The following is a 22,812-nucleotide window of genomic DNA, read 5'->3' as shown; positions in this document are numbered from 1 at the left end:
CGGGTCAAAGCCCATGTATCGGGAAACCGGCGGCCAGAACTGCCGCCTATGCTCAAGGACCGCTAAACGGGCAGGGGCCTTCCTTTGTCAAATCCGACAGAAACGATTAACCTTGCCTGGATTGCCGGACCGGGATTCGGGGCCGGTTGCGGGCGCGGCAGGGCAGCGTTGATGCGCTTGCGGTGGTCTGCAACTGGACCCATATTCCAATAGCCGATCCGCCGCTGGATCGGACCGGGAGCGGCGATCTGGAAAGCGTTGCTGGGTACCTTGTGGTGGTCGTCTTGGGGCCTTCGCGAGCGTGCGACGATGCGCTGTCCGGTTTCCCATGGGAATGTCGAACGCCTGAGCCATGTTGCAGTTGAACTCCAAAGCCTATTCGTCCGCACCGGCCGCGACAGCCGTCTCTGCTCCCCGGATGAGCAATGACGAAAACCGCAATGCGGGGACGAACGGTCCGTCGACCTCGGTCATCACCAAGGTCAAGCCGAAGACCAAGCGTCCGAATCTCTATCGTGTCCTGATCCTGAACGACGATTACACGCCGATGGAGTTCGTGGTTCATGTGCTGGAGAAGTTCTTCCAGAAGGACGCGGAAGCCGCCACCAAGATCATGCTTCATGTCCATCACCACGGTATCGGTGAGTGCGGCGTGTTCACCTACGAAATCGCCGAGACCAAAGTGACGCAGGTGATGGATTTTGCACGCAAGCATCAGCATCCCTTGCAATGCGTGATGGAAAAGAAATAGCCGCTGCACCAGCCTCGACCGGCTAAAAGGCGACCGGCTAAAAGGAACGGGTCTTGCATTGTTCCGCCCTGGAGGAAGCAGGCGGCAACCCAGTAGTTTTTCGGGTTGGTTCTCGTATCGCGGTGGTGCGAAAGTTTAGAGAAAAACCACTGTTCACGGAACCTGTCTTTCGCCACGATCGTGCGTAACTATATGACACGGGACGACGAAGGTTGTTGTTGCCTGACCGGGTAATGGCGATCATGATGACCGGGGGCCACAGAGGACGCGAATGCCAACTTTTTCCCAAAGCCTTGAACAATCCCTGCATCGTGCGCTGGCGATTGCAAACGAGCGGCATCATCAATACGCGACGCTCGAACACCTGCTGTTGTCGCTGATCGATGACTCGGATGCTGCCGCGGTCATGCGTGCCTGCAGCGTCGATCTCGACAAGCTGCGCACCAGCCTCGTCAATTATCTCGAGACCGAATTCGAAAATCTGGTGACGGACGGAGCCGACGACGCCAAGCCGACCGCCGGTTTCCAGCGCGTGATCCAGCGCGCGGTGATTCACGTCCAGTCGTCCGGTCGCGAAGAAGTGACCGGCGCCAACGTACTGATCGCGATCTTCGCGGAGCGCGAAAGCCACGCCGCCTATTTCCTGCAGGAGCAGGACATGACGCGGTATGACGCGGTCAATTACATCAGCCATGGCATTGCCAAGCGTCCCGGCGTTTCCGAAGCGCGTCCGGTTCGCGGCGTCGACGAGGAGACCGAGACCAAGGGCAACGAGGACGCCAAGAAAAAGGGCGAGGCGCTCGATACCTACTGCGTCAACCTCAACAAGAAGGCGCGCGACGGCAAGATCGATCCGGTCATCGGACGCAATTCCGAAATCAACCGGGCGATCCAGGTGCTGTGCCGCCGGCAGAAGAACAATCCGCTGTTCGTCGGCGAAGCCGGCGTCGGCAAGACCGCGATCGCCGAAGGCCTTGCCAAGCGCATCGTCGACTCGGAAGTGCCCGAAGTGCTCGCCGCGGCGACCGTGTTCTCGCTCGACATGGGTACGCTGCTCGCGGGCACGCGCTATCGCGGCGATTTTGAGGAGAGGCTCAAACAGGTTTTGAAGGAACTGGAGGCGCATCCGAACGCGATCCTGTTCATCGACGAGATCCACACCGTGATCGGCGCCGGCGCCACCTCCGGCGGCGCGATGGATGCGTCCAATCTGCTCAAGCCGGCGCTGGCATCGGGCACGATCCGCTGCATGGGCTCGACCACCTACAAGGAATACCGCCAGCATTTCGAAAAGGATCGCGCGCTGGTGCGCCGGTTCCAGAAGATCGACGTCAACGAGCCGACGGTGGAAGACGCCATCGCGATCCTCAAGGGCCTGAAGCCCTATTTCGAGGACTACCACCGGCTGAAATACACCAACGAGGCGATCGAGGCCGCGGTGCAATTGTCGTCGCGCTACATCCACGACCGCAAGCTGCCGGACAAGGCGATCGACGTGATCGACGAGTCGGGCGCGGCGCAGATGCTGGTGGCCGAGAACAAGCGCAAGAAGACCATCGGCATCAAGGAGATCGAGACCACGATCGCGACCATGGCGCGGATTCCGCCCAAGAGCGTATCGAAGGACGATGCCGAGGTGCTCAAGCATCTCGAGCAGACCCTGAAGCGCGTGGTGTTCGGCCAGGACAAGGCGATCGACGCGCTGTCGGCGTCGATCAAGCTGGCGCGTGCCGGCCTGCGCGAGCCGGAGAAGCCGATCGGCTCCTACCTGTTCTCCGGTCCGACCGGCGTCGGCAAGACCGAAGTGGCAAAACAGCTCGCGGCGTCGCTCGGCGTCGAGCTCATCCGCTTCGACATGTCCGAATATATGGAGCGGCACACGGTGTCGCGCCTGATCGGCGCCCCTCCGGGCTATGTCGGCTTCGACCAGGGCGGCCTGCTCACCGACGGCGTGGACCAGCATCCGCATTGCGTGGTGCTGCTTGACGAAATCGAGAAGGCGCATCCGGATCTCTACAACGTGCTGCTGCAGATCATGGATCATGGCCGGCTCACCGATCACAACGGCAAGCAGGTCAATTTCCGCAACGTGATCCTGATCATGACCACCAATGCGGGTGCGGCCGACCTCGCGCGCCAGGCCTTCGGCTTCACGCGCAGCAAGCGGGAAGGCGACGACCACGAAGCGATCAACCGGCAGTTCGCGCCGGAATTCCGCAACCGCCTCGATGCCATCGTCTCGTTCGCCCATCTCAATGCCGATGTCATCGGCATGGTGGTCGAGAAGTTCGTGCTCCAGCTCGAGGCGCAGCTGGCCGATCGCGACGTCACCATCGAATTGTCGGAGCCCGCCAAGGCCTGGCTGATTGAACATGGTTACGACGAACAGATGGGCGCGCGTCCGATGGCGCGGGTCATCCAGGAGCACATCAAGAAGCCGTTGGCCGATGAAGTGCTGTTCGGCCGGCTGAAGGGTGGCGGCCATGTCCGCGTCGTGCTGGTCAAGGACGAGGCGGAAGGCAAGGACAAGATCGGCTTCGAGTTCGTCGAAGGACCGGTGACGCCGAAGCCGGAGAAGCTGCCCGGCGCGCGCAAGCGCGCCACGCCGCGGAAGCCGAAATCGGGAGGCGGGGGCGGCTCCAATGGGCCGGCCTCGCGGGGGCCGCTGGTCAAGGTCTGAGCTGCTCTAAGTCTGAGCGGCTCTGATCGTTATGAATTGAAGAAGCCGGCGGGTGACCGCCGGCTTCTTGCTGGGCTGTATCTACAGGACGGGTCAGCGTTCGCCGAGCAGCTCGTTGATGCGGCGCTGAAGCTGCCGCTTCTTGATTTCGCTCTTGCGCAGCCGCTCCTCCAGATCGGAGACGGGCGCGGCAGGAGTTTCGCCACTGAAGGCGAGGCCGACGAAATTATCGCGCCACCACACCACCTTGGCGAGGAAGGAGCGGCCTTTCCGTGCGATGCGAAGCGAGATCTGTTCCCTGGGAAGGTCGGCAGTATTGCTGAATTCGACGCTGGCGCCCTTGTCGGAGATGTTGCGAACGATGCACTCGCGGCTCGCGCCGTTCTCGCCGATTTCCGCGATGCCGCCGTAAATCACCTTGTCGCGCGCGTTTTCGCGTCGGTCCTGCATCGATATCTCCCAATCAAAGGAAGACTTTTACGCCGCTTTATCGGCCGCGAAAGCCTTTGGCCGGCAAAAAGCGGCGTTAACGTAAACCAACATCGGCCGCGACGGCGGCGATTCAGGGCCTTCGGAGGCCCAAACATGGTTACGCCGCGCTCTGGAACCGACAGCGCCGGGCCGCTATTAAGTACCTTCGGTGGAAATCAGACGGCAATGCGAACAGGTCAGGGTCTCCGCGCCGGGTTGAGCCTGCTGGCGATGCTGGCGTTGCTTGCGCAGGCTATCGCCCAGGACGCGCCATCCGCGCCGACCGATCCCGCGCGGCCGGGCGTCGAGGAACCTGCGAAACAGCCGGACGCGCCAGCTGCAGAGAAGCCCAAGGAGACCGCGCGCGAGAGCGATACGCGCGAGGCGCTTTGTCTGATGGTCGAATCGGCGGCGAGGGCGGCAAACCTGCCGCTGGAATTCTTCGCGCGCGTGATCTGGCAGGAGAGCCGCTTTCAATCCGATGCGGTGGGACCGGTGACCAGGAGCGGCCAGCGCGCGCAGGGCATTGCGCAGTTCATGCCGGGAACCGCGAACGAGCGGCGGCTGCTCGATCCCTTCGATCCCGTGCAGGCATTGCCGAAATCCGCCGAATTCCTCAGCGAGTTGCGCGACCAGTTCGGCAATCTCGGCCTCGCGGCGGCGGCGTATAATGCTGGCCCGAGGCGGGTGCAGGAATGGCTCGCCGGCACGGGATACATGCCGCAGGAAACCCGCAACTATGTCGTCGCCATCACCGGCTCAACGGTCGAGGAGTGGGCAACCGCAGGACGGAACGGCAAGATGCCGGAAGCCGCACCAGCCTCCAGTTGCCGCGAACTGATGGCCTTGCTCAAGCGCGCCCCCAATCCCTTCGTGACGGGCCTCGAACAGCGCATCACGCTCTCTGCCGCGAAATTGTGGGGTGTGCAGCTCGCTGCCGGCTTCAACCGCGACAAGGCGCTGGCCATGTATGCGCGCGCGATGAAGCGACTGAGTGCCGTGATCGGCGACCAGGACCCGAGCCTCCTCAGCGCGCGGCTACGCACCCGCGGCAGCAGCCTGTTCTACCAGGTGCGGATCGGCGCGGACACGCGGCCTGCGGCCGATGATCTCTGCAACCGCATCCGCCGAGCCGGCGGGGCGTGCTTTGTGCTGCGAAACAGGGGCGTGCCGGGGTGACCGACCGCCTTGGCGCGCAGCAAGGAACATTCATGAGCAAAGACGGTTTCGACGTGTTCTCGATAGCCCATCGCGAGACCGCGCGCTCAGCGCTCGCTGCCGCTTTTGGCTCCACTGCGGTCGGCGCGATCACGGCGATGACAGGTGGGGCGACGACGGCATCGGTCTATCGTGTCGAAGTAGGCCAACGGCGCTATTTGTTGCGGATCGAGGGCGAGCCAAGCCCGCTGCGCAATCCGCACCAATATGTCTCGATGCGCATCGCGACGGAGGCGGGGATTGCCCCTGCCATCCGTTATCTCGACGAGGCGGCCCGCATCGTGGTGATCGACTTCATTGAGCACAAGCCGCTGAAAACCTATCCGGGCGGGCCGCCCGCACTGGCGCTGGCGCTGGGAGAGCTGTTCTCGCGGGTGCAGGCCACTCCGGTCTTCCCTTATTACGTCAACTATGGCGACATCGTCGCGCGCCTGTTTGCGCATGTGCGCCGGACCGGTCTGTTTGCCGCCGGCGTGCTTGATGCGCATGTGGAGCGTCTCGAACTGCTCCGGGAAGCCTACGACGCAGGCGCGTCCAGGCTGGTCTCCAGCCACAACGATCCCACCCCGAACAACATCCTGTTCGACGGCGAACGGCTCTGGCTGATCGATTGGGAATCAGCCTGTCGCAACGATCCCCTCGTCGATGCGGCGATCGTGCTCGATCAATTCGCACATTCCCGGGAGTTGGAGGATGTGATGCTCAAGGCCTGGTTCGGCCGCGCGCCCGACGAGGTGCTTCGTGCCCGGTTGGCGCCGGTCCGCGCGCTCACCCACCTTTTCTATGCAGGCGTCATGCTAAGCGCCTCTGCTGCGACGTCATGGGTGAAGGATGACGCCGATCTTTCCGCGCCAACTCCAGAGCAGTTCCGGCTCGCGATCGACGAAGGACGGCTCAAGCGTGGTGCAGCAGAGACCAAGCACATCGCCGGCAAGATGTATCTGGCGTCATTCCTGTCCGGTGTTGCTGCGCCGAAGCTCGAGGCCGCGGTGTAGCCGCGGCCGAAATTCACTGGGCGAATGACGATTATACAATCGATCGATTAGACGAATAGACCGCGTCTCGGGCATGTCAGTTGCACCTCCAACGGAGACTTCAAATGGGAACCATCGAGAACAAGGACACCATCCGGCGCATCTATCAGGCGCTGGAGACCGGCGATCGCAGCGTGTTCGGCGCGTCCGTGCACCCCGACTATGTCTGGCGCTTTCCGGGCCACAGCAGCTGGTCGAAACGCTTCTCTGGTCAGGAAGAGGTTCGCACCAAGCTGCTGAAACCGCTGTTTGCGCTGTTCGCGACCGAGTATCGGGCGCACGCCATCAATCTGGTCGCAGAAGGCGATTACGTGGTGGCCGAAGTGCGCGGCGACGTCCAGACCAAGCGCGGCCAGCGCTACAACAATGAGTACTGCTTCGTGTTCAAGTTTCGCGGCGACAAGATCGCCGAGGTGGTCGAATATTGCGATACCGATCTGGAGGAGCGCGTGCTGGGCAATTACGATGACGCCGTGAGGCAGATGGCGGCGTCGTAGAAGCCGGGGCCGTGAAACGGGTAGCCCTCCCACTTTCGTCATTGCGAGGAGCGCAGCGACGAAGCAATCCATCTTTTCGCTGCGAGATGGATTGCTTCGCGGAGCCTGTCATCGGGCGCGCATTCGCGCGACCCGGTGGCTCGCAATGACGGTGGAGCGCTGTCTGCGCTCAGCCCATGCATGCCAGCCCTGAGGCGGGTCTCGCTTGACGCCGCCTTGTTTCACCGCCGTTATGCCCGACAGGATTCACCCCCGGCCGGCTATACGTGGCGCTCCCTCCGCTCGACTCTGTGACATGGCAAAGCCCGTTGCGCGCCTTCGCATTGGGGATGCGCTCGGTTGCGACGACGGTTTTGACGCTGGTGCTGTTTGCGACCTATCTTGGCATCGGTGCGCTGGCGCATGACAGCCATTTCAGCCTGGGGTGGGTGCTCGGCAGCACGGTTCTGGTCTGGGCGGGCCCGGCGCAGATCATCCTGATTACGACGCTTGGCTCCGGGGCAACGGTGGTGCAGGCCGCGATCGCGGTTGCCGTCAGCGCCATCAGGCTGTTTCCGATGGTGGTGTCGGTGCTGCCGACCATGCGGACACCCGGCACCAAGCGTCGTCATCTGGTGCTCGCGGCGCATTTCATTGCCGTCACGCTGTGGGTCGAGTGCCACCGGCTGTTGCCGCTGGTGCCACGCGAGCGGCGCATCGCATTCACGCATGGGCTCGGCTGCGGACTTCTCTTCGTCTGTCTGGTCGCGACCACGGTCGGTTACGGCCTGGCTGCCAACCTGCCGCAGCTGTTTGCGGCCGCGATCCTGATGCTGACGCCGCTGGCGTTCCTGCTTTCCACCGCGCGCAACTGCCGGCAGATTTCTGACGTGCTGGCGCTGGTGCTCGGGCTCGCGCTGTATCCGCTCGTCGCAACGCTGAACACCGGCGTCGACATCCTCATTAGCGGCATCAGCGCGGGCACCATCGCTTACGGCGCGCACTGGTGGCGGGCGCGCGCATGAGCGATTGGCTCGCAAACTTTTGGGGTGACCCGCAGGCGCTGCTGGTGCTTGTCATCGCGGGTTTCCTGCCCAACGAGGTCTGGCGCATGCTCGGGCTCTGGCTCGGCGGCGGCGTCGACGAGGGCTCGGAAGCGCTGATCTGGGTGAGGGCGGTGGCGACCGCGATCCTCGCCGGCGTCATCGCGCAGATCCTGGTGCAGCCGCCGGGCGCGCTGGCGAGCGTGCCGGACTGGCTGCGCTACGGCGCCGTCGCCGCGGGCTTTGCGGTGTTCATGCTGACGCGGCGCTCGATCTTCGCCGGCGTCGTTTCGGGCGAGGTCGCGATGGTGGCGGGAAAATGGTGGCTCGGTTGATTGCAGCCGCCGCATAATCGGATAGTGTCCGGCAACGCAAAAAATGCAGGGAAACGACATGAATTGGCGCGCATTGACGGCCCTCGCTTGCGGCCTCGTTCTGGCTGCGCCGCAAGGGCAGGCAGCCGAATATCCGACCCGTGCGATCAAGCTGATCGTGCCATATGCGGCGGGCGGCCCGACCGACGTGCTCGGCCGCATGGTCGGCGAATATCTCAGCCGCGACCTGAAGCAGCCGGTGGTGATCGAGAACAAGGCCGGCGCGCAGGGCGCGATCGGCGCCGAGGCCGCGGCGCGGGCCGAGCCCGACGGCTACACGCTGTTCTTCACGGCCGCATCGATCTTCGTGCTCAATCCGATGCTGTACAAGAAGCTGCCCTATGATCCGCAGCGGGATTTCCGGATGCTGGCGCTGATCACCGATCTGCCCGTGGTCATGGAGGTTCATCCTTCCGTGCCGGCCAAGACGGTCGCGGAGTTCGTGGCTTACGCCAAGCAGAATCCCGGCAAGCTCAATTTCGGATCGGCCGGCACCGGCGGCACCATTCATCTCGCCGGCGAGATGTTCAAGCAGATGGCCGGCGTCGACATGGTTCATGTCGCCTACAAGGGCGCGGGCCCTGCGCTGACCGATCTGATATCGGGCAATATCCAGTTGATGTTCGACACCCTCGGCACCGCGCTGCCGCCGGTGAAGGGCGGGTTGCTGCGGGCGCTCGCGGTCAGCTCCGCGCAACGCATCGCAGATTTGCCCGACGTGCCGACCATGGCGGAAAGCGGCTATCCCGACTACGGCGTCAGCGTCTGGTACGGCGTTTCAGCATCGTCAAAACTGCCTGATCAGATCGCGCGAAAAATCACCGCCAGCCTCGACAAGGCGCTGGCCGACGATGCGTTCCGCGCCTCGCTGGAGAAGGTCGGCTTTCCGCCGCTGCGTCCGCGCAGCCAGGTCGAGATCGACCAGTTCATCTCAACCGACAGCGCGCGCTGGGCGGGCGTGATCAAGGCCCTCAACATCTCACTGGATTAGAATATGGTTCGGGAAAGTGAAATCCGCGAAGGCGAGCTCGCCGTCGATATGCCGCCGGCGCGCGACGCCGGCCTTGTCTTCATCGGGCGCATCCGCACGCCCTGGAAATCGCGGCTGGAAACCCCGCGGCAGGGGCGTCACGACGGCCCGGTCTGCCGGCTGGAGATTTTCGAGCCCTGGGTGCCCGCGATCAAGGGCGTCGACTTTTATTCCAATCTCGAAGTGATCTACTGGCTGCACCAGTCGCGACGTGACCTCGTGCTGCAAAGCCCGAAGAACAACGGCAACACGCGCGGCGCATTCTCGCTCCGCACGCCGGTGCGGCCCAATCCGATCGGCACCTCGATCGTCAAGCTGGTCGGCGTCGAGGGCAACGTCGTGCTGGTGCGCGGCCTCGATTGCCTCGACGAGACGCCGCTGATCGACCTCAAGCCAGATCGCTGCGAGTTCACGCCGCTGGCGCCGCCGCAGCCGGGCGATTTCGAGACGGAGTAGCTGGTTTCTCCGTCATTGCGAGCGCAGCGAAGCAATCCATTGTCACCTCGCATGCCGAAGGATGGATTGCTTCGCTTCGCTCGCAATGACGAAGCGGAGCCGCGCGCTACCCCTTCAACGCCGCGATCAGCTTGGTCGCGTTGTCTTCCAGCACCTTGACGTCTTCCTTGCGGCTCGCGGGCGGCAGCATGGCGACGCCCTCGTGGCGTGGCAGCACGTGCATGTGGAGGTGGAAGACGACCTGTCCGCCCGCGGGTTCGTTGAATTGCTGGATGGTGATGCCGTCGGCCTTGAACGCCTTCATCGCGGCGGCCGCGATCTTGTGGGCGCCGCGGGCGACATGGGCGTAGTCGTCGGGCGTGACGTCGAGGACGTTGCGGGCAGCGGCCTTGGGGATCACCAGCGTATGGCCGGGTGAGCGCGGCATGATGTCGAGGAAGGCGAACACATGCTCGTCCTCATAGACCTTGTGGCAGGGGAACTCGCCGCGCAGGATCTTTGCGAAGATGTTGTTGGGGTCGTAGGCGGACATGGCGGCTCCCTCGGTTTCGTCCCAATCTCACGTCGGTATCTTTGCGGTCAAGCCTCGTCGGCGCCCTTGCGGAACGGCCCCGCCTCGGTGAGTTCCCGCCCGACCTCGGCAACGTAAGCGCGTTCGCGCTTCAGGTAGTCGGCGATCGCCCGGCGCAGGTCGGGATCGGCGATGTAATGCGCCGAATAGGTCGTCTGCGGCAGATATCCGCGCGCCAGCTTGTGCTCGCCCTGCGCGCCGGCTTCCACCGTTTTCAGGCCGCGCTCGATCGCAAACTCGATGGCCTGATAATAGCAGACCTCGAAATGCAGGAACGGATGATGTTCGACCGCGCCCCAATTGCGGCCGAACAGGGTGTCGGAGCCGATGAAATTGATGGCGCCGGCGATCCAGCGGCCGCCCCGCCGCGCCATCACCAGCATCACGTCCCGGCTCATGCTCTCGCCGATCAGCGAGAAGAATTTTCGCGTGAGGTAGGGCCGGCCCCATTTGCGCGAACCGGTCTCCATGTAGAACGCAAAGAAGGCGTCCCAGGCTTCCTCGGTGATGTCACTGCCGGTCAGGCGGTGGATGGTGATGCCGGCGGACACGGCCTCGCGGCGCTCGCGCTTGATCGCCTTGCGGTGGCGGGAGTTCAGCGATCCCAGGAAGTCGTCAAAGGTCTTGTAGCCGTCATTGTGCCAGTGGAACTGCTGGTCGGTGCGCTGCAGGAATCCCTGGGCGCCGAGAAACTTCGCTTCCGCCTCGCGGGCAAACGTCACGTGCACGGAAGAGGCGTTGGTGGCGTTGCACAGCGCCATTAGCCCGCTGGCCAGCGCCGTGCCGATGCGCTCGTGGTCGACGTCGCCGCGGATCAAGAGCCGCGGCCCGGTGGCCGGCGTAAACGGCACCGAGGCCTGCAGTTTTGGATAATAGCGGCCGCCGGCGCGCTCATAGGCATCCGCCCAGCCGCGGTCGAAGACGTATTCGCCCTGCGAATGCGATTTCAGATAGCAGGGCACGATGCCGGCGATGCCGCCATCGAGCCGGGCGAGGAGATGCCGTGGACCCCAGCCCGTGCGGGCGCAGGCCGAGCCGGAGGCCTCGGCAGCGGCAAAAAAGGCATGTGAAACGAACGGGTTATAGCCAACTCTTGAATCGAGGCACGAATCACCTGACGCGCCGGGTGAAGCCAGCGTGTCGAGGTTTTCGAGGCTGTTCGGATCGGCCTTCGGATTGGCGCAGGCATCCCATTCCGCAGCCGGGATATCGCTGGCGGAGGGGACGGCTTCGAGGGTGATTTCGGATGACGCCATCGAGAATTCGGACCGGTCCCACACTGCGATCAGCCATCGCGATGGTGACCAACATCCGGAAAGATCGTGCATTGCACGCGCGACTTCAAGGCCGTGCGGCGCGGATCAGGTTCCCGGCGGGGAGTCTTAGGGAACAAAGCCCTCAAAGATCATCTGGTCGGCATAGCGGGCGGCGCTGGCGCGCTGGTCCGGCGTGCGCACGGTCCAGGTCAGTAGCGGCAGGCCGAAAATGTTGCGGGCGATCCAGGGCGCGGCCGCCGGCAGTTCGTTGACCCAATAGGCGACGAAATGCGGCCGGGTGCGGAAGGCGTGCCGAAGATGGGTCATGCCCCGGCGCTGTGCCGGTGAGGCTTCCGGCCATTCGTCCTCGGTATATTCGCGCTCGGCGACGATGCCGCGGGGAAGCGAGGGGATCAGCCCGCGCAGCGCCAGCACCTGTTCCGGGTCGAACGACATGCCGACCGCGGGTCCGGAATAGGTGGCGAGCACCTCGGCCATCCGCCCCACCAGTCTGCGGTCGCCGTCAAAATGGCTCTTGACCTCGATCACCAGCGGCACACGGCCGTCGACCAGCGCGCAGAGGTCGCCGAGCGACATCATCCGCTCCGGCGTGTTCTTGAATTTGACCGCCTTCAGTTCGGCGGCGGTCTTGCCGAGCAACGCGCCCGAACCCTCGGTGAGGCGACCGAGCGCATTGTCGTGATGCACCATCGCCTCGCCATCCGCGCTGAGCTGGATATCGACTTCGATCGAAAAATTTCCCGCGATCGCCGCTTGCACCGCGCCCGGCATGTTCTCGAGGATGCCGCGCGCGGCATCATGCAGACCGCGGTGGGCCACCGGCCGCGCGGTCAGCCAGTCAGGCGCACGCATCGCGCGCTTCCTTTTCAGGATACCTCGAACACACCGTCGACTTCGACCGCTGCATCGGAGGGAAGGGAAGAGACGCCGACGGTGGTGCGGGCATGGCGGCCCTTGTCGCCGAAGGCCGTGACCATCAGGTCGGACGCGCCGTTGAGCACCTTCGGCCCGTCGAAATAATCCGGCGCCGAGTTGACGAAGCCGCCGAGCCGGACCACGCGCACCACCTTGTCGAGATCCCCGAGCGCGGCCTTGATCTGCGCCAGCAGATTAATCGCGCAACCCTGTGCGGCGGCATAGCCCTGTTCGGTGGTGACGCCGGCGCCGAGCTTGCCCTTGGCGATCAGCTTGCCTTCGGCATTGGCGCAAACCTGGCCGGAGACGAACAGCAGGTTTCCGGTGCGGACGAAGCCGACATAGTTCGCCATGGCGGCGCGGGGCTCAGGCAAGGTGATACCTTGTGCCGCCAGCTTCTGTTCGACCGTACCCGCCATGTTTCGTCCCCGTTTGAATTGACCACACCTGAACCTTTTCAGGTCCGCATTGTTTCGCGCATCACGTCCGAGGTTGCAAGCGAGGGCGGATTGGAGGAGGACACCCGCAAGCGGCGGTAATTTGCGAGAAACAGGCCGGAAAACGTGGCATTCCGGCGTCAAATTCCTACGATTTCGTGACACCGCCCTAGTTGCGACGCAATAGAGCCGACAGTAATGTATCGAATCTTCCGCTTCACAAGGAGAACACATGGCTCGACCGTTCCGGATTCCGCCTCGTGCTTGGGTGCTGACAATCGCAGCCGTTGCAACAGGATCGGTTTTCCAGGCCGGGCCAGCGCTGTCAGCCGCAAGCGGGCCATTCCTTGCCCATCAGGCGCTCTACGAACTCAACCTGGTCAAGTCGCGCGGCTCCAACGCCATCAGCGGCGCGCGCGGGCGCATCCTCTACAATTTCTCCGGCAGCGCCTGCGAGGGCTACACGTCCGAATTCAGGCAGGTGTCAGAGCTCGACAGCGGCGAGGGCAAGCTGACGCTCAGCGATTTGCGCTCGACCTCCTGGGAGGATGCGGCAGGCAAGAGCTACCGCTTCAAGATCGACACGCGGATGAACGATACGGATTCCGCCCCGGTCGACGGCGTCGCCGAGCGGACCGGTGATCACATCACGGTCAAGTTGAAACAGCCGGTGGCGAAGACGTTCAACCTCGAAGGCAAGATCGTGTTCCCGACCGAGCAGATCCAGCTCATCATTGCGGCTGCCCGCGAAGGCAAGTCGGTGCTGGAACTGATGGTCTATGACGGCTCTGATAATGGCGAGAAGGTCTACAACACGCTGTCGGTGATCGGGCAGCCGATTCCCGGCACCAAGACCATCGCGTCGCCCGATCCCTCCACCGCGAATGACCAGATGAAGTCGCTGACGCGATGGCCGGTCACGGTGAGCTATTACGACCGCGACGCCAAGGCCAAGGACGGCGAGCAGACGCCGGTCTATGCGATGTCGTTCGAGCTGTTCGAGAACGGCGTCTCGCGCGCGCTGATGCTGGATTACAATGACTTTGTCATTTCAGGCGCGATGGGGAAGTTTGACGTCAGGGATTCCAAGCCGTGTAAGTGACGGGACCGTCCAGCCGGTACGAACCCCGGAGACTTCGCCCACGCGCTTGGGACGCTCGATGTCATCCGCGCGTGAAGTCGCCGGGCTTCAATCCGAGCGCTTTGACAGCTGGCTCCGGAAGCGCTCCCCAGGCTTCGACCCTTTCGTTCGGGGCCATCATTCCGGCGATAATTGCCTCGGCCTTTGCCGGATCCTGTTCAGCCACATAGTAGACCGAGCGAACAGGTGAACCGCCTCCCAACGGTTCAGTTGTTACGAGGACAACCTGACCATTTGTCATGGCTCGATATACCACCGACGCGGTGCCGTTTCCACGGTGGTAAAGGCCGATCCCCGCGAGCCCGCGGTGCAACAACGGTCGTGTGCGATGAGGCGCACCCATCTTGTATTGTTCCGGCCCAGCACCAATTACGAATTGTGGGAGGCAGAACCGCTCCAGGAGCGAGGACGTGGCCAGTAAAAAAATGGCAGACGGAGGGCTCCCGGTGGTCGCGCGCTTTGAGGTGCGCCACCGCAACTATATCGCGCCAGACGGCTCGATAAACAGGCCGCTCCCTGCGTTCGCCTCCGATGCAAACCTGCTCGTCTCGCTCTATCGTGCGATGGTGCTGCTTCGCATCTTTGATCGAAAGGCCGTTGCACTGCAGCGCACCGGCCGGCTAGGGACCTATGCCGTTTCGCTCGGCCAGGAGGCTGTGTCCGTTGGCATAGCCGGTGCGATGCGGGGGGAAGACGTGCTGCTGCCCTCCTATCGGGACAATGGCGCGCTGATCTGGCGCGGTGTCAAGCTGGAGGAGATTCTGCTGTTTTGGGGCGGCGACGAGCGGGGCAATCACTTCTCCGGACCGGTCGAGGATTTCCCGTTTTGCGTTCCCGTGGGATCGCAGGCGCCGCATGCCGCGGGTGTTGCCTATGCCTTCAAGCTGCGCAAGGAGCCGCGTGTCGCCGTATGCATGTTCGGCGATGGCGCCACCTCGAAGGGTGACGTCTACGAAGCGATGAATTTTGCCGGCGTGCACAAATTGCCGGTCGTGTTCGTCGCCACCAACAATCAATGGGCCATATCCGTACCGTTACGGCTGCAGACCGGTTCCGAAACCCTGGCGCAGAAGGCTATCGCTGCCGGGTTCATTGGCGAGCAGGTGGATGGGAGCGACGTGGTGGCGGTGCGCGCGGCGGCTGAAGAGGCCGTTGCCGCAGCCCGCGACGGCCTAGGGCCACGCTTCATCGAGGCGCTCACCTATCGGCTCGGCGATCACACGACCTCTGACGACGCATCACGCTACCGTCCGGAGGAAGAAGTCCAGGCGCGCTGGAAAGAAGAGCCGATTGCGCGATTGAGAGCCTTTCTTGCCGGCCAGAAAATGTGGAGCAAAGCGGACGAGGAGCAGCTCGCCGTTGAGTGCCACGAGCAGGTCGAGGCCGCGGTCGAACGCTATCTGGCAACCCTGCCACGCGGGCCCGAAACCATGTTCGATCATCTCTATGCCGATCTACCCGGGGTCTATGCCGCGCAGCGCCACGAACTCGCGGGAGAGGGCGATGTCTGAGATGACGCTGGTCGAAGCCATCAATCTGGCGCTCGCCCGCGCGATGGAGGATGATCCTGATGTGGTCGTGCTTGGCGAAGATGTCGGCCTCAATGGCGGCGTTTTCCGCGCGACCGTCGGGTTGCAAAAGCGGTTCGGCCCGGAGCGCGTCCTTGATACGCCGCTTGCCGAGCTTCTGATCAGCGGGCTCTGCGTCGGAATGGCGGCGCAGGGGTTGAAGCCCGTCGGCGAGATCCAGTTTATGGGATTTCTGTATCCCTGCATCGATCAACTGGTGAACCACGCCTCCCGGATCCGCAACCGCACCCAGGGACGGCTCACCTGTCCAATGGTTCTACGCACGCCGCATGGCGCCGGCATTCGCGCGCCCGAGCATCATTCCGAAAGCACCGAGGCGATGCTCGCCCATATCCCCGGCTTGCGCGTTGTCATTCCTTCGTCGCCGGAACGCGCATATGGACTGCTCCTCGCCGCGATCCGCGATCCCGATCCGGTGGTGTTCCTGGAGCCGACCCGCATCTACCGCGCGGCGAAAGGCGAGGTGGAAGACAACGGTGAAGCCTTGCCGCTGGATGTCGCCTTTGTCCTGCGGGAAGGCCGCGACGTCACGCTGATCAGCTGGGGCGCGATGCTGAAGGAAACCATGGCGGCTGCCGACGCGCTGGCTGTGGAGGGCATCGCCGCCGAGGTCATCGATCTCGCCACGCTCAAGCCCTACGATGAAGTCACGGTGCTCGGTTCGGTCGCAAAGACCGGGCGTTGCGTCATCGTGCACGAGGCGACGCGGACCGGCGGATTCGGAGCCGAGATCGCCGCGCTGATCGCCGAACGCGGCCTGACTTCTCTGCTCGCGCCCGTGGCCCGCGTCACCGGCTACGACACGGTCATTCCGATGGCGCGGCTTGAGCAGAAATTCATGCCGTCGGTTGATCGTATCGCGACGGCCGCGCGCCAGGCGTGCCAGTTCAGTTGACTTGCAGCGGACTTGTCCCATGCGCCAGTTCGTATTGCCGGATCTCGGAGAGGGCCTCGAAGAGGTGGAGATCGTGAGCTGGTATGTCAACGAAGGCGATCACGTCGTCACCGATCAGCCGCTGGTTTCCGTCGAGACTGACAAGGCCGTCGTCGAGGTGCCGTCACCGTCGAGCGGACGTATCCTGCATCTGTTTGGCGCCAAGGGAGACGTGGTGAAGGTAGGCGCGCCGCTCGTCGAGTTTGCCGAAGGCCCCGAGCAAGACACCGGCACAATTGTCGGCGAACTCGGCACCAGCGAGCCGCCGGCGGCAGCGGCACCTTCCGGGCCAGCCGCTGTACAGAAAGCCCAGGTGTTTCCGGCGGTGCGTGCGCTCGCGCGCAAGCTCGACGTCGATATCGAGCTTGTCGAAGCCACCGGACCCGGCGGCTTCATCACGCGTGCGGATGTGGAACGAGCTGCCAAGACCTTGTCCCATACCGGGCCCGCCGAGCCCCTGCGCGGTTTGCGGCGCGCGATGGCCCAACGCATGACGGCAGCTCATGCCGAGATCGTCCCTGCCAGCGTCACCGATGACGCCGATATCGACGATTGGCGAAAGGGCGAGGACGCGACCATCCGCCTGGTGCGCGCGATCGCTGCCGCCTGCAAGGCGGAGCCTGCGCTCAATGCCTGGTACAATGCCGGCGCGGGAGAACGGCGTCTGATCGAGCGCGTCGACCTCGGCATCGCCGTTGATACCGGGGGCGGGTTGATCGTTCCAGTCTTGCGCAATGTCGCAGAGCGGGACGCATCGGATTTGCGAGCCGGGCTCGACCGGATGCGAGCTGACGCAGTAGCGCGCTCAATACCTCCTGGCGAACTGCGCGGCGCGACCATTACGCTGTCGAACTTTGGCATGATCGGAGGCCGGTTCGCCAACCTGATCGTCGTACCGCCGCAAGTGGCGATCATCGGCGCCGGCCGGATTGCCCAAAGGGTGGTCGCGCATTTGGGCCAGCCAGCGGTGAGGCGCGTACTGCCGCTGTCGCTTACCTTCGACCATCGCGTCGTGACAGGCGGCGAAGCCGCTCGCTTCCTGGTAGCACTCAAATCGGATCTCGAGCGGGTTTGGTAGGACGGCTGCGTGCAGGGGCGTCCACATGACTCGCGCCCCGGGTATATTGAGATTGGACGAGGACACCCCCATATCATCTCGATAAGGAGTCCTTGCTGTGCAAACCGTACACACGACTCTTGTTGCGGCCGCTGCAGCCGTAGCTCTGGTTGTCTCGCCCCTTGTCGCCTCAGCGGGGGAGAACAACGGCAGGCTTGCGCTGACCGTCTCGGTCGACGGAGCGATCGGGCCAGCAACGGCGCGTTATGTGAAGGATGCTCTGACCAAGGCAGGCGAACGACATGCCGAGGTCGTCGTTCTGCGCATCAATACACCGGGCGGTCTCTCAACCAGCATGCGCGAGATTGTCGCAGACGTGCTGGCGTCGCGCGTTCCGGTCGTCGGTTACGTTGCGCCTTCCGGAGCCCATGCGGCCAGCGCCGGGACCTATATCCTCTACGCCACGCATATCGCGGCGATGGCTCCGGGCACCAATCTCGGAGCGGCGACGCCGGTGCAGATCGGCGGCCCGCTGCCGGGTCTGCCGGACGCTACCCCTGACAAGAGCGATAAGGACAAGAAGGAGGGCGGCGACCAGCAGCCGAAGACGAAGGATGCCATGGCGGCGAAGGCGACGAACGACGCTGTTGCCTTGATCCGCAGTCTTGCCGAGATGCGCGGCCGCAATGCCGACTGGGCGGAGAAGGCGGTGCGGGAGGCCGCCAGCCTGTCCGCCAATGCCGCATTGCAGGCGAATGTCATCGACCTCATCGCGCGCGACCAAACCGACTTGCTCAGGCAGATCAATGGTCGCACGGTCGAGGTTGCGGGTGGCGAGACACGACAGTTGGCGACCAGGGATGCCGGGCGTGAAGCGATCGATCCCGGATGGATCTCAAGATTTCTGGGGGTGATCACCAATCCCAACGTCGCCTTCATTCTCATGCTGGTCGGCATCTACGGTCTGATTTTCGAGCTTTCCTCACCCGGCGCAGTCGCGCCCGGGGTGATCGGAACGATCTGTCTGCTGTTGGGCCTTTATGCGCTCAATATGCTGCCCATCAACTATGCGGGCCTCGGCCTGATCCTGTTAGGGATTACGCTTCTGGTCATCGAAGCCTTCAACCCGACTGTGGTTCTCGGTCTCGGCGGGATCATCGCATTCGTGCTCGGAGCAGTGATGCTGTTCGAGTTCGAAGAGCCCGGATTCCGGCTGTCATGGTCGGTAATCGGCGTCGCAGCGACGATCTTCATCGGCCTGATCCTGGTTGTTCTCGGTTCGCTTCGACGTGCCCGAAAAGGCCCCGTACGGCTCGGCGCGCAAGCCATGCGCGGCCTTTCCGCCGAAATCCTCGACTGGTCCGAGAGCAAAGGCCACGTCATCACCCAGGGTGAGCGCTGGCAGGCGCGCGGCACCGAACCCTTCAAGCCCGGAGAGGTGGTCGAGGTGGCCAACGTCGTCGATTTGACGCTGGTGGTACGGCGCCCGCCGGTGCTGACCGCCCGCCAGGGAGGTACGTCATGATGCTTGATTATTTGACCTATGGGATACTCGCGGTGGTCGCGATCATGTTTCTGTTCTCGGCCATTCGCATCCTGCGCGAATACGAGCGCGGCGTCGTGTTCACGCTCGGCCGCTTCACTGGTGTGAAGGGCCCGGGATTGATCATCCTGATCCCGGTCGTGCAGCAGATGGTGAAGGTCGATCTCAGGGTGATGGTACAGGTCGTACCGCCTCAGGACGTGATTTCGCGCGACAACGTTTCGGTCAAGGTCAATGCCGTTCTTTACTTTCGCATCATCGATCCCGAGCGCGCGATCATCAAGGTCGGCGATTTCATGGCCGCGACCAGCCAGCTTGCGCAGACCACGCTGCGCTCGGTGCTCGGCAAGCACGAACTGGACGAGATGCTCGCCGAACGGGACCGACTCAATGCCGATGTCCAGGAGATACTCGATCAGCAAACCGACGTCTGGGGCATCAAGGTCACCACCGTCGAGATCAAGGACATCGATCTCAATGAAACCATGGTGCGCGCGATTGCCAAGCAGGCCGAGGCGGAGCGGTTGCGGCGCGCCAAAGTGATCAATGCGATGGGCGAGCAGCAAGCCGCCGAGAAACTCGTCGAGGCCGGCCGAACGCTCGCGCGGGAGCCACAGGCGATGCAGTTGCGCTATTTTGCGGCGCTGCACGACATTGCCGGTGAGCGATCATCGACCGTGGTCTTTCCGCTGCCGATGGACTTGCTCGGCCATCTGGCCGCGCGGCGGAACGAAGCAACGTGACTTAGGCAACGTGACTTAGGCAACGTGACTTGGGCAACAACGCCAGCTGGATCATTGCCGGCAACAAGCAAATCGCGTGATGCCGCCCGACGGGTCAACAGCGGAGCGCTGATCTATCGATGCAGCCGAACAATCGGTTAGAAAGCTCGGCTGAATCCGCCAACAAGGGAGAGCCACGATGGCAACCTATGTCGTGCTTGGCAACTTCACCGACCAGGGAATCCGCGCCGCCAAGGACTCACTGAAGCGGGCAGAGGCTTTCGAGAAATTGGCCGCGACCTTCGGGGTCACCGTAAAGGAGCTGTTCTGGACGCAGGGACGATATGATGTTGTGACAGTCCTCGAGGCGCCGGACGAGTTTTCCGCGATGACGCTTAGCCTGAGTCTTGGCGCCCTGGGCAATGTTCGCACCGAGTCGTTGCGTGCCTTCTCGGCGGCGGACATGACCAAGGTTGTCGGCAAGATGCTCTGACGGCCGCTGCGCAGTTCGACCATCCGTCAAGCCGAGGCTTGGCTTGGCCTTCGCGTCATTTCCACCTTTGAACCATTCGCCGTCTTTATATTACGCAACGAACGCGCCATGCCCGGAAATGCGCCGGCGCGGGTGACGAAGCCCTCGTCATGATCTGCGTCAAGGATGACTTCGTGTCTTCTGCTCGACCTCCTGAGCGGGCGCTGGCCCCGAAAGGGGTGCCTCGCGGTCATACTCCTCGGGATCGAACTGTTCCTTGAAGATCCCTCGCAGCAACCGCCAGAGTTCACGATGGCCCGCGGTTTGACCGCCCTGCGTCAGATACGCCGCGATATCCATGACGTCCGTTCGATAGTCCGCCGTCCCGCGGATACGCGAATCCAGGTAGGTCCACTCATGTTCGACGTACAAGCGCTTGGTGTCAGTGTCGAAGACCAGGTTCCAGAAATCCAGTTCCGTGATTTCCGGGCCTTTGACCTGCCGATGCAACTCCCGCTTTAAAGAGGCCATCTTCCGCTCCTTTTTGCGTAGGGGTCGTCGAAAGTATCCGGACTTATGAGCCCCCACAGGTTGGAGACTTGATAGAAATCTAATTATGCCTTGCGGGTTCCAGACCGGACAATTGAGTAATTTTTTCGTGGGATGGGGGTCACTCGGGCTCGTCTTTTTCCGGCCCCCTATACGCAATGCCCTTGATTACCGCGGAATTGCCGAACTTCTTGCGCAGATCATCCATCGCGCGCTCCGCATGGGCCGAGCGGCGATCCAGCATGTCGGTGTCGTCGGCCTGCGAGCCTGCGCGCAGCGCGCTGACGCCGGTACCCATCAGGCGAAAGGCGGTGCCGTCGATCTCCTTCGCCAGCAATTCGCGGGACACCGCAAAGATCTTTGCCGCCAGTTGCGTCGGCGCCTGGATCGATTGCGAGCGGGTGCGCTGCCTGAAATCGGCGGTCTTCAATTTCAGCGTGATGGTCAATCCGGAAAGGTTGCTGCTTTTGAGGCGCGACGACACCTTCTCCGACAGCCGCCACAGCGTCCGCTCCAGCGTCGCGAAATCGCGGATGTCATTATCGAAGGTGGTCTCGTTCGAAATGGTCTTGGCGCCGCGATCGGGTACCACCAGGCGGTCGTCGATGCCGCGCGCCAGCCGCCACAGCCTTCGGCCTTCGCTGGCGAACTGCTTCATCAGATCGACCTCGTCGGCGCGCTGCAGGTCCGCGATGGTGCGAAAGCCGCGCTGCAGCAGCTTTTCCTGGGTCGCGGGGCCGACGCCATATATGAAGCCGACCGGCTTGTCCGCCAGCATCTCGCGGGCTTCGGCCTGGTCGAGGGCGGCAAAGCCGCGCGGCTTGTCGAGATCGGAGGCGATCTTGGCGAGGAACTTGTTGCAGGACAGGCCGACGGAGACCGTGATGCCGATGTCGCGCTCGACGTCACGGGCAAAGCGCGCCAGCACCTTGGCCGGGATCATGCCGTGGACGCGCTGGGTGCCGGAAAGGTCGAGAAACGCCTCGTCGATCGACAGCGGCTCGACCAGCGGCGTCAGCGTCTGCATGGCGTGGCGCACCTCGCGGCCGACCCGGACATATTTGGCCATGTCCGGCCGAATCACTGTCGCCGCGGGACAGAGCGCCAGCGCCTTGAACATCGGCATCGCCGAGCGCACGCCAAACGTCCGCGAGATGTAGCAGGCGGCCGACACCACGCCGCGCTTGCCGCCGCCGATGATGACCGGCTTGTCGGCAAGTTCCGGGTTGTCGCGCTTCTCCACCGTCGCGTAGAACGCGTCACAATCGATATGCGCCATCGCCAGCGCCGGCAACGAAGGGTGGCGAACCAGGCGAGGGGAGCCGCATTCGCCGCATCGCCTGGCCTTGATGTCGAGGTCGCCGAGGCAATCCCGGCAAAAACAGTGCGGACCGACTGGTGCTCCCATTCCGCAGTTCGCACGCATTTGCCGCACCACCTATGCGAACTGCGGAATGATAAGGAGCACCAGCAACATTATTTTTGCCAGTGCGGCTGATGAATTTGAAGTTCCTACGAAGAGGTTACCGCGAGTCTGGTAGGAACTTCAAATTCGCCGCACTGGTGCCTGCGCCAGTGCGCTCACGGCACGTCGCGCTCCCAATGCGGGTCGCCCAGCACCTGACGGGCGGCGGCGATGTTGGTCGGATGGAGCTCGGAGGCGGCGGCAAACGCCTTCACGGTTGCGTCATCGCGCATCACGAAATCCAGCACGCTGGCCAGAAATTGCGGGTCGGCGGCGGCCGTCCGGAGCGTCTCCGGGCCGATTCCGCTCTCGGCCAGAAACAGGCCCAGCCGCTCCGGATCGGACGCAATGAAGGACAGCGCCTGAACCGCAACGATTTCAGCTACTTCCCGGGGGTTGTGAACAGGCTTTTTCAACAGATGGGTTTGCCTTTCCGTTAACTTATGGTCTCTAGTTTGACGGCCATCATGCCCGAGTCTGCGGAATGTGTTCAAGCAAGTGAAACCGCTTCGCGAAAAGATGGCACCTGGATTTAACGGGTTAGAGCGAATCTGGCGCTAGTTTGATTTCACTTTTCGACAAGCCCGGAAAGGCGGTGCGGAAGCAC

Annotated in this window: 24 protein-coding genes; 16 read left to right on the top strand and 8 right to left on the bottom strand. The window is 63.2% G+C overall.

Going from position 1 to position 22,812, the window contains the following annotated elements:
- Positions 1 to 418 precede the first annotated feature (418 nt).
- Together clpS and clpA are read left to right on the top strand one after the other, a co-directional pair.
- Positions 419 to 751 carry an ATP-dependent Clp protease adapter ClpS gene (gene clpS, locus JQ567_RS26980; RefSeq protein ID WP_192733729.1) on the top strand — a complete coding sequence of 111 codons (333 nt, stop codon included), beginning with the start codon at positions 419 to 421 and terminating at the stop codon, positions 749 to 751.
- A gap of 271 nt (positions 752 to 1,022) precedes the next feature.
- Entirely contained in the window at positions 1,023 to 3,431 is a 2,409-nt protein-coding gene (clpA, locus tag JQ567_RS26975) for an ATP-dependent Clp protease ATP-binding subunit ClpA (protein ID WP_212441621.1), read from the top strand.
- A gap of 93 nt (positions 3,432 to 3,524) precedes the next feature.
- Here clpA and JQ567_RS26970 read toward each other — a convergent pair whose 3' ends face one another.
- A complete protein-coding gene (locus tag JQ567_RS26970; RefSeq protein ID WP_212441620.1) occupies positions 3,525 to 3,881 on the bottom strand; it encodes a PilZ domain-containing protein in 357 nt (118 codons plus the stop codon).
- A 252-nt stretch (positions 3,882 to 4,133) separates the two neighbouring features.
- On the opposite strand from JQ567_RS26970, the gene JQ567_RS26965 reads away from it, so the two are divergent.
- The 7 genes from JQ567_RS26965 (at position 4,134) to tsaA (ending at position 9,533) form a co-directional block, all read left to right on the top strand.
- Complete coding sequence (locus tag JQ567_RS26965; protein WP_249165744.1) at positions 4,134 to 5,081, top strand: lytic transglycosylase domain-containing protein; 948 nt, start codon at positions 4,134 to 4,136, stop codon at positions 5,079 to 5,081.
- A 32-nt stretch (positions 5,082 to 5,113) separates the two neighbouring features.
- Positions 5,114 to 6,115: a phosphotransferase gene (locus JQ567_RS26960; protein WP_212441618.1), complete on the top strand. Its 1,002-nt coding sequence runs from the start codon at positions 5,114 to 5,116 to the stop codon at positions 6,113 to 6,115.
- Positions 6,116 to 6,219: 104 nt separating this feature from the next.
- On the top strand, positions 6,220 to 6,651 hold the full coding sequence (locus JQ567_RS26955; protein ID WP_212441617.1) for a nuclear transport factor 2 family protein: 432 nt from the start codon (positions 6,220 to 6,222) through the stop codon (positions 6,649 to 6,651).
- Positions 6,652 to 6,917: 266 nt separating this feature from the next.
- Positions 6,918 to 7,655, top strand: a complete 738-nt coding sequence (locus tag JQ567_RS26950; protein ID WP_212441616.1) for an AzlC family ABC transporter permease — start codon at positions 6,918 to 6,920, stop codon at positions 7,653 to 7,655.
- Entirely contained in the window at positions 7,652 to 8,008 is a 357-nt protein-coding gene (locus JQ567_RS26945) for an AzlD domain-containing protein (protein ID WP_212441615.1), read from the top strand. Before JQ567_RS26950 ends, JQ567_RS26945 begins: the two co-directional genes overlap by 4 nt.
- A gap of 58 nt (positions 8,009 to 8,066) precedes the next feature.
- Positions 8,067 to 9,038, top strand: a complete 972-nt coding sequence (locus JQ567_RS26940) for a tripartite tricarboxylate transporter substrate binding protein (RefSeq protein WP_212441614.1) — start codon at positions 8,067 to 8,069, stop codon at positions 9,036 to 9,038.
- Between the two features lie 3 nt (positions 9,039 to 9,041).
- Positions 9,042 to 9,533 (top strand): tRNA (N6-threonylcarbamoyladenosine(37)-N6)-methyltransferase TrmO, encoded by a 492-nt coding sequence (gene tsaA, locus JQ567_RS26935; RefSeq protein WP_212441613.1) that lies wholly within the window; start codon positions 9,042 to 9,044, stop codon positions 9,531 to 9,533.
- Positions 9,534 to 9,639: 106 nt separating this feature from the next.
- Here the strand turns inward: tsaA and JQ567_RS26930 are convergent, their stop codons facing one another.
- The 4 genes from JQ567_RS26930 to JQ567_RS26915 form a co-directional block, all read right to left on the bottom strand.
- Positions 9,640 to 10,065: an HIT domain-containing protein gene (locus JQ567_RS26930; protein WP_212441612.1), complete on the bottom strand. Its 426-nt coding sequence runs from the start codon at positions 10,063 to 10,065 to the stop codon at positions 9,640 to 9,642.
- Between the two features lie 47 nt (positions 10,066 to 10,112).
- Positions 10,113 to 11,360 (bottom strand): GNAT family N-acetyltransferase, encoded by a 1,248-nt coding sequence (locus JQ567_RS26925; protein WP_212441611.1) that lies wholly within the window; start codon positions 11,358 to 11,360, stop codon positions 10,113 to 10,115.
- 126 nt (positions 11,361 to 11,486) lie between these two features.
- Positions 11,487 to 12,233: a glycerophosphodiester phosphodiesterase gene (locus tag JQ567_RS26920; protein ID WP_212441610.1), complete on the bottom strand. Its 747-nt coding sequence runs from the start codon at positions 12,231 to 12,233 to the stop codon at positions 11,487 to 11,489.
- A 14-nt stretch (positions 12,234 to 12,247) separates the two neighbouring features.
- Positions 12,248 to 12,715: a RidA family protein gene (locus tag JQ567_RS26915; protein ID WP_212441609.1), complete on the bottom strand. Its 468-nt coding sequence runs from the start codon at positions 12,713 to 12,715 to the stop codon at positions 12,248 to 12,250.
- Positions 12,716 to 12,965: 250 nt separating this feature from the next.
- Here JQ567_RS26915 and JQ567_RS26910 point away from each other — a divergent pair, with 250 nt between their 5' ends.
- From JQ567_RS26910 to JQ567_RS26880, 7 genes are all read left to right on the top strand, one after another.
- Positions 12,966 to 13,835, top strand: a complete 870-nt coding sequence (locus JQ567_RS26910; protein WP_212441608.1) for a cell envelope integrity EipB family protein — start codon at positions 12,966 to 12,968, stop codon at positions 13,833 to 13,835.
- A 464-nt stretch (positions 13,836 to 14,299) separates the two neighbouring features.
- Positions 14,300 to 15,385 carry a pyruvate dehydrogenase (acetyl-transferring) E1 component subunit alpha gene (gene pdhA / locus JQ567_RS26905; protein WP_212441644.1) on the top strand — a complete coding sequence of 362 codons (1,086 nt, stop codon included), beginning with the start codon at positions 14,300 to 14,302 and terminating at the stop codon, positions 15,383 to 15,385.
- Positions 15,378 to 16,358: an alpha-ketoacid dehydrogenase subunit beta gene (locus tag JQ567_RS26900; RefSeq protein ID WP_212441607.1), complete on the top strand. Its 981-nt coding sequence runs from the start codon at positions 15,378 to 15,380 to the stop codon at positions 16,356 to 16,358. Before pdhA ends, JQ567_RS26900 begins: the two co-directional genes overlap by 8 nt.
- Before the next feature lie 19 nt (positions 16,359 to 16,377).
- A complete protein-coding gene (locus JQ567_RS26895; protein WP_212441606.1) occupies positions 16,378 to 17,475 on the top strand; it encodes a dihydrolipoamide acetyltransferase family protein in 1,098 nt (365 codons plus the stop codon).
- Positions 17,476 to 17,572: 97 nt separating this feature from the next.
- Positions 17,573 to 18,979, top strand: a complete 1,407-nt coding sequence (locus JQ567_RS26890; protein ID WP_212441605.1) for a nodulation protein NfeD — start codon at positions 17,573 to 17,575, stop codon at positions 18,977 to 18,979.
- A complete protein-coding gene (locus tag JQ567_RS26885; protein ID WP_212441604.1) occupies positions 18,976 to 19,740 on the top strand; it encodes a slipin family protein in 765 nt (254 codons plus the stop codon). The genes JQ567_RS26890 and JQ567_RS26885 overlap by 4 nt, the downstream gene beginning before the upstream one ends.
- A gap of 178 nt (positions 19,741 to 19,918) precedes the next feature.
- Positions 19,919 to 20,212 (top strand): GYD domain-containing protein, encoded by a 294-nt coding sequence (locus JQ567_RS26880; RefSeq protein WP_212441603.1) that lies wholly within the window; start codon positions 19,919 to 19,921, stop codon positions 20,210 to 20,212.
- A 159-nt stretch (positions 20,213 to 20,371) separates the two neighbouring features.
- Here JQ567_RS26880 and JQ567_RS26875 read toward each other — a convergent pair whose 3' ends face one another.
- The 3 genes from JQ567_RS26875 to JQ567_RS26865 form a co-directional block, all read right to left on the bottom strand.
- Positions 20,372 to 20,722, bottom strand: a complete 351-nt coding sequence (locus JQ567_RS26875; protein WP_212441602.1) for a hypothetical protein — start codon at positions 20,720 to 20,722, stop codon at positions 20,372 to 20,374.
- Between the two features lie 139 nt (positions 20,723 to 20,861).
- Positions 20,862 to 22,148 (bottom strand): DNA polymerase IV, encoded by a 1,287-nt coding sequence (locus JQ567_RS26870; RefSeq protein WP_212441601.1) that lies wholly within the window; start codon positions 22,146 to 22,148, stop codon positions 20,862 to 20,864.
- A gap of 173 nt (positions 22,149 to 22,321) precedes the next feature.
- Positions 22,322 to 22,621: a DUF3572 domain-containing protein gene (locus tag JQ567_RS26865; protein WP_212266336.1), complete on the bottom strand. Its 300-nt coding sequence runs from the start codon at positions 22,619 to 22,621 to the stop codon at positions 22,322 to 22,324.
- Positions 22,622 to 22,812 lie beyond the last annotated feature (191 nt).

The sequence above is a fragment of the Bradyrhizobium sp. AUGA SZCCT0431 genome, from assembly GCF_018131065.1.
Taxonomy (GTDB): Bacteria; Pseudomonadota; Alphaproteobacteria; order Rhizobiales; family Xanthobacteraceae; genus Bradyrhizobium.
This window is presented reverse-complemented; position numbering and strand designations above follow the sequence as displayed.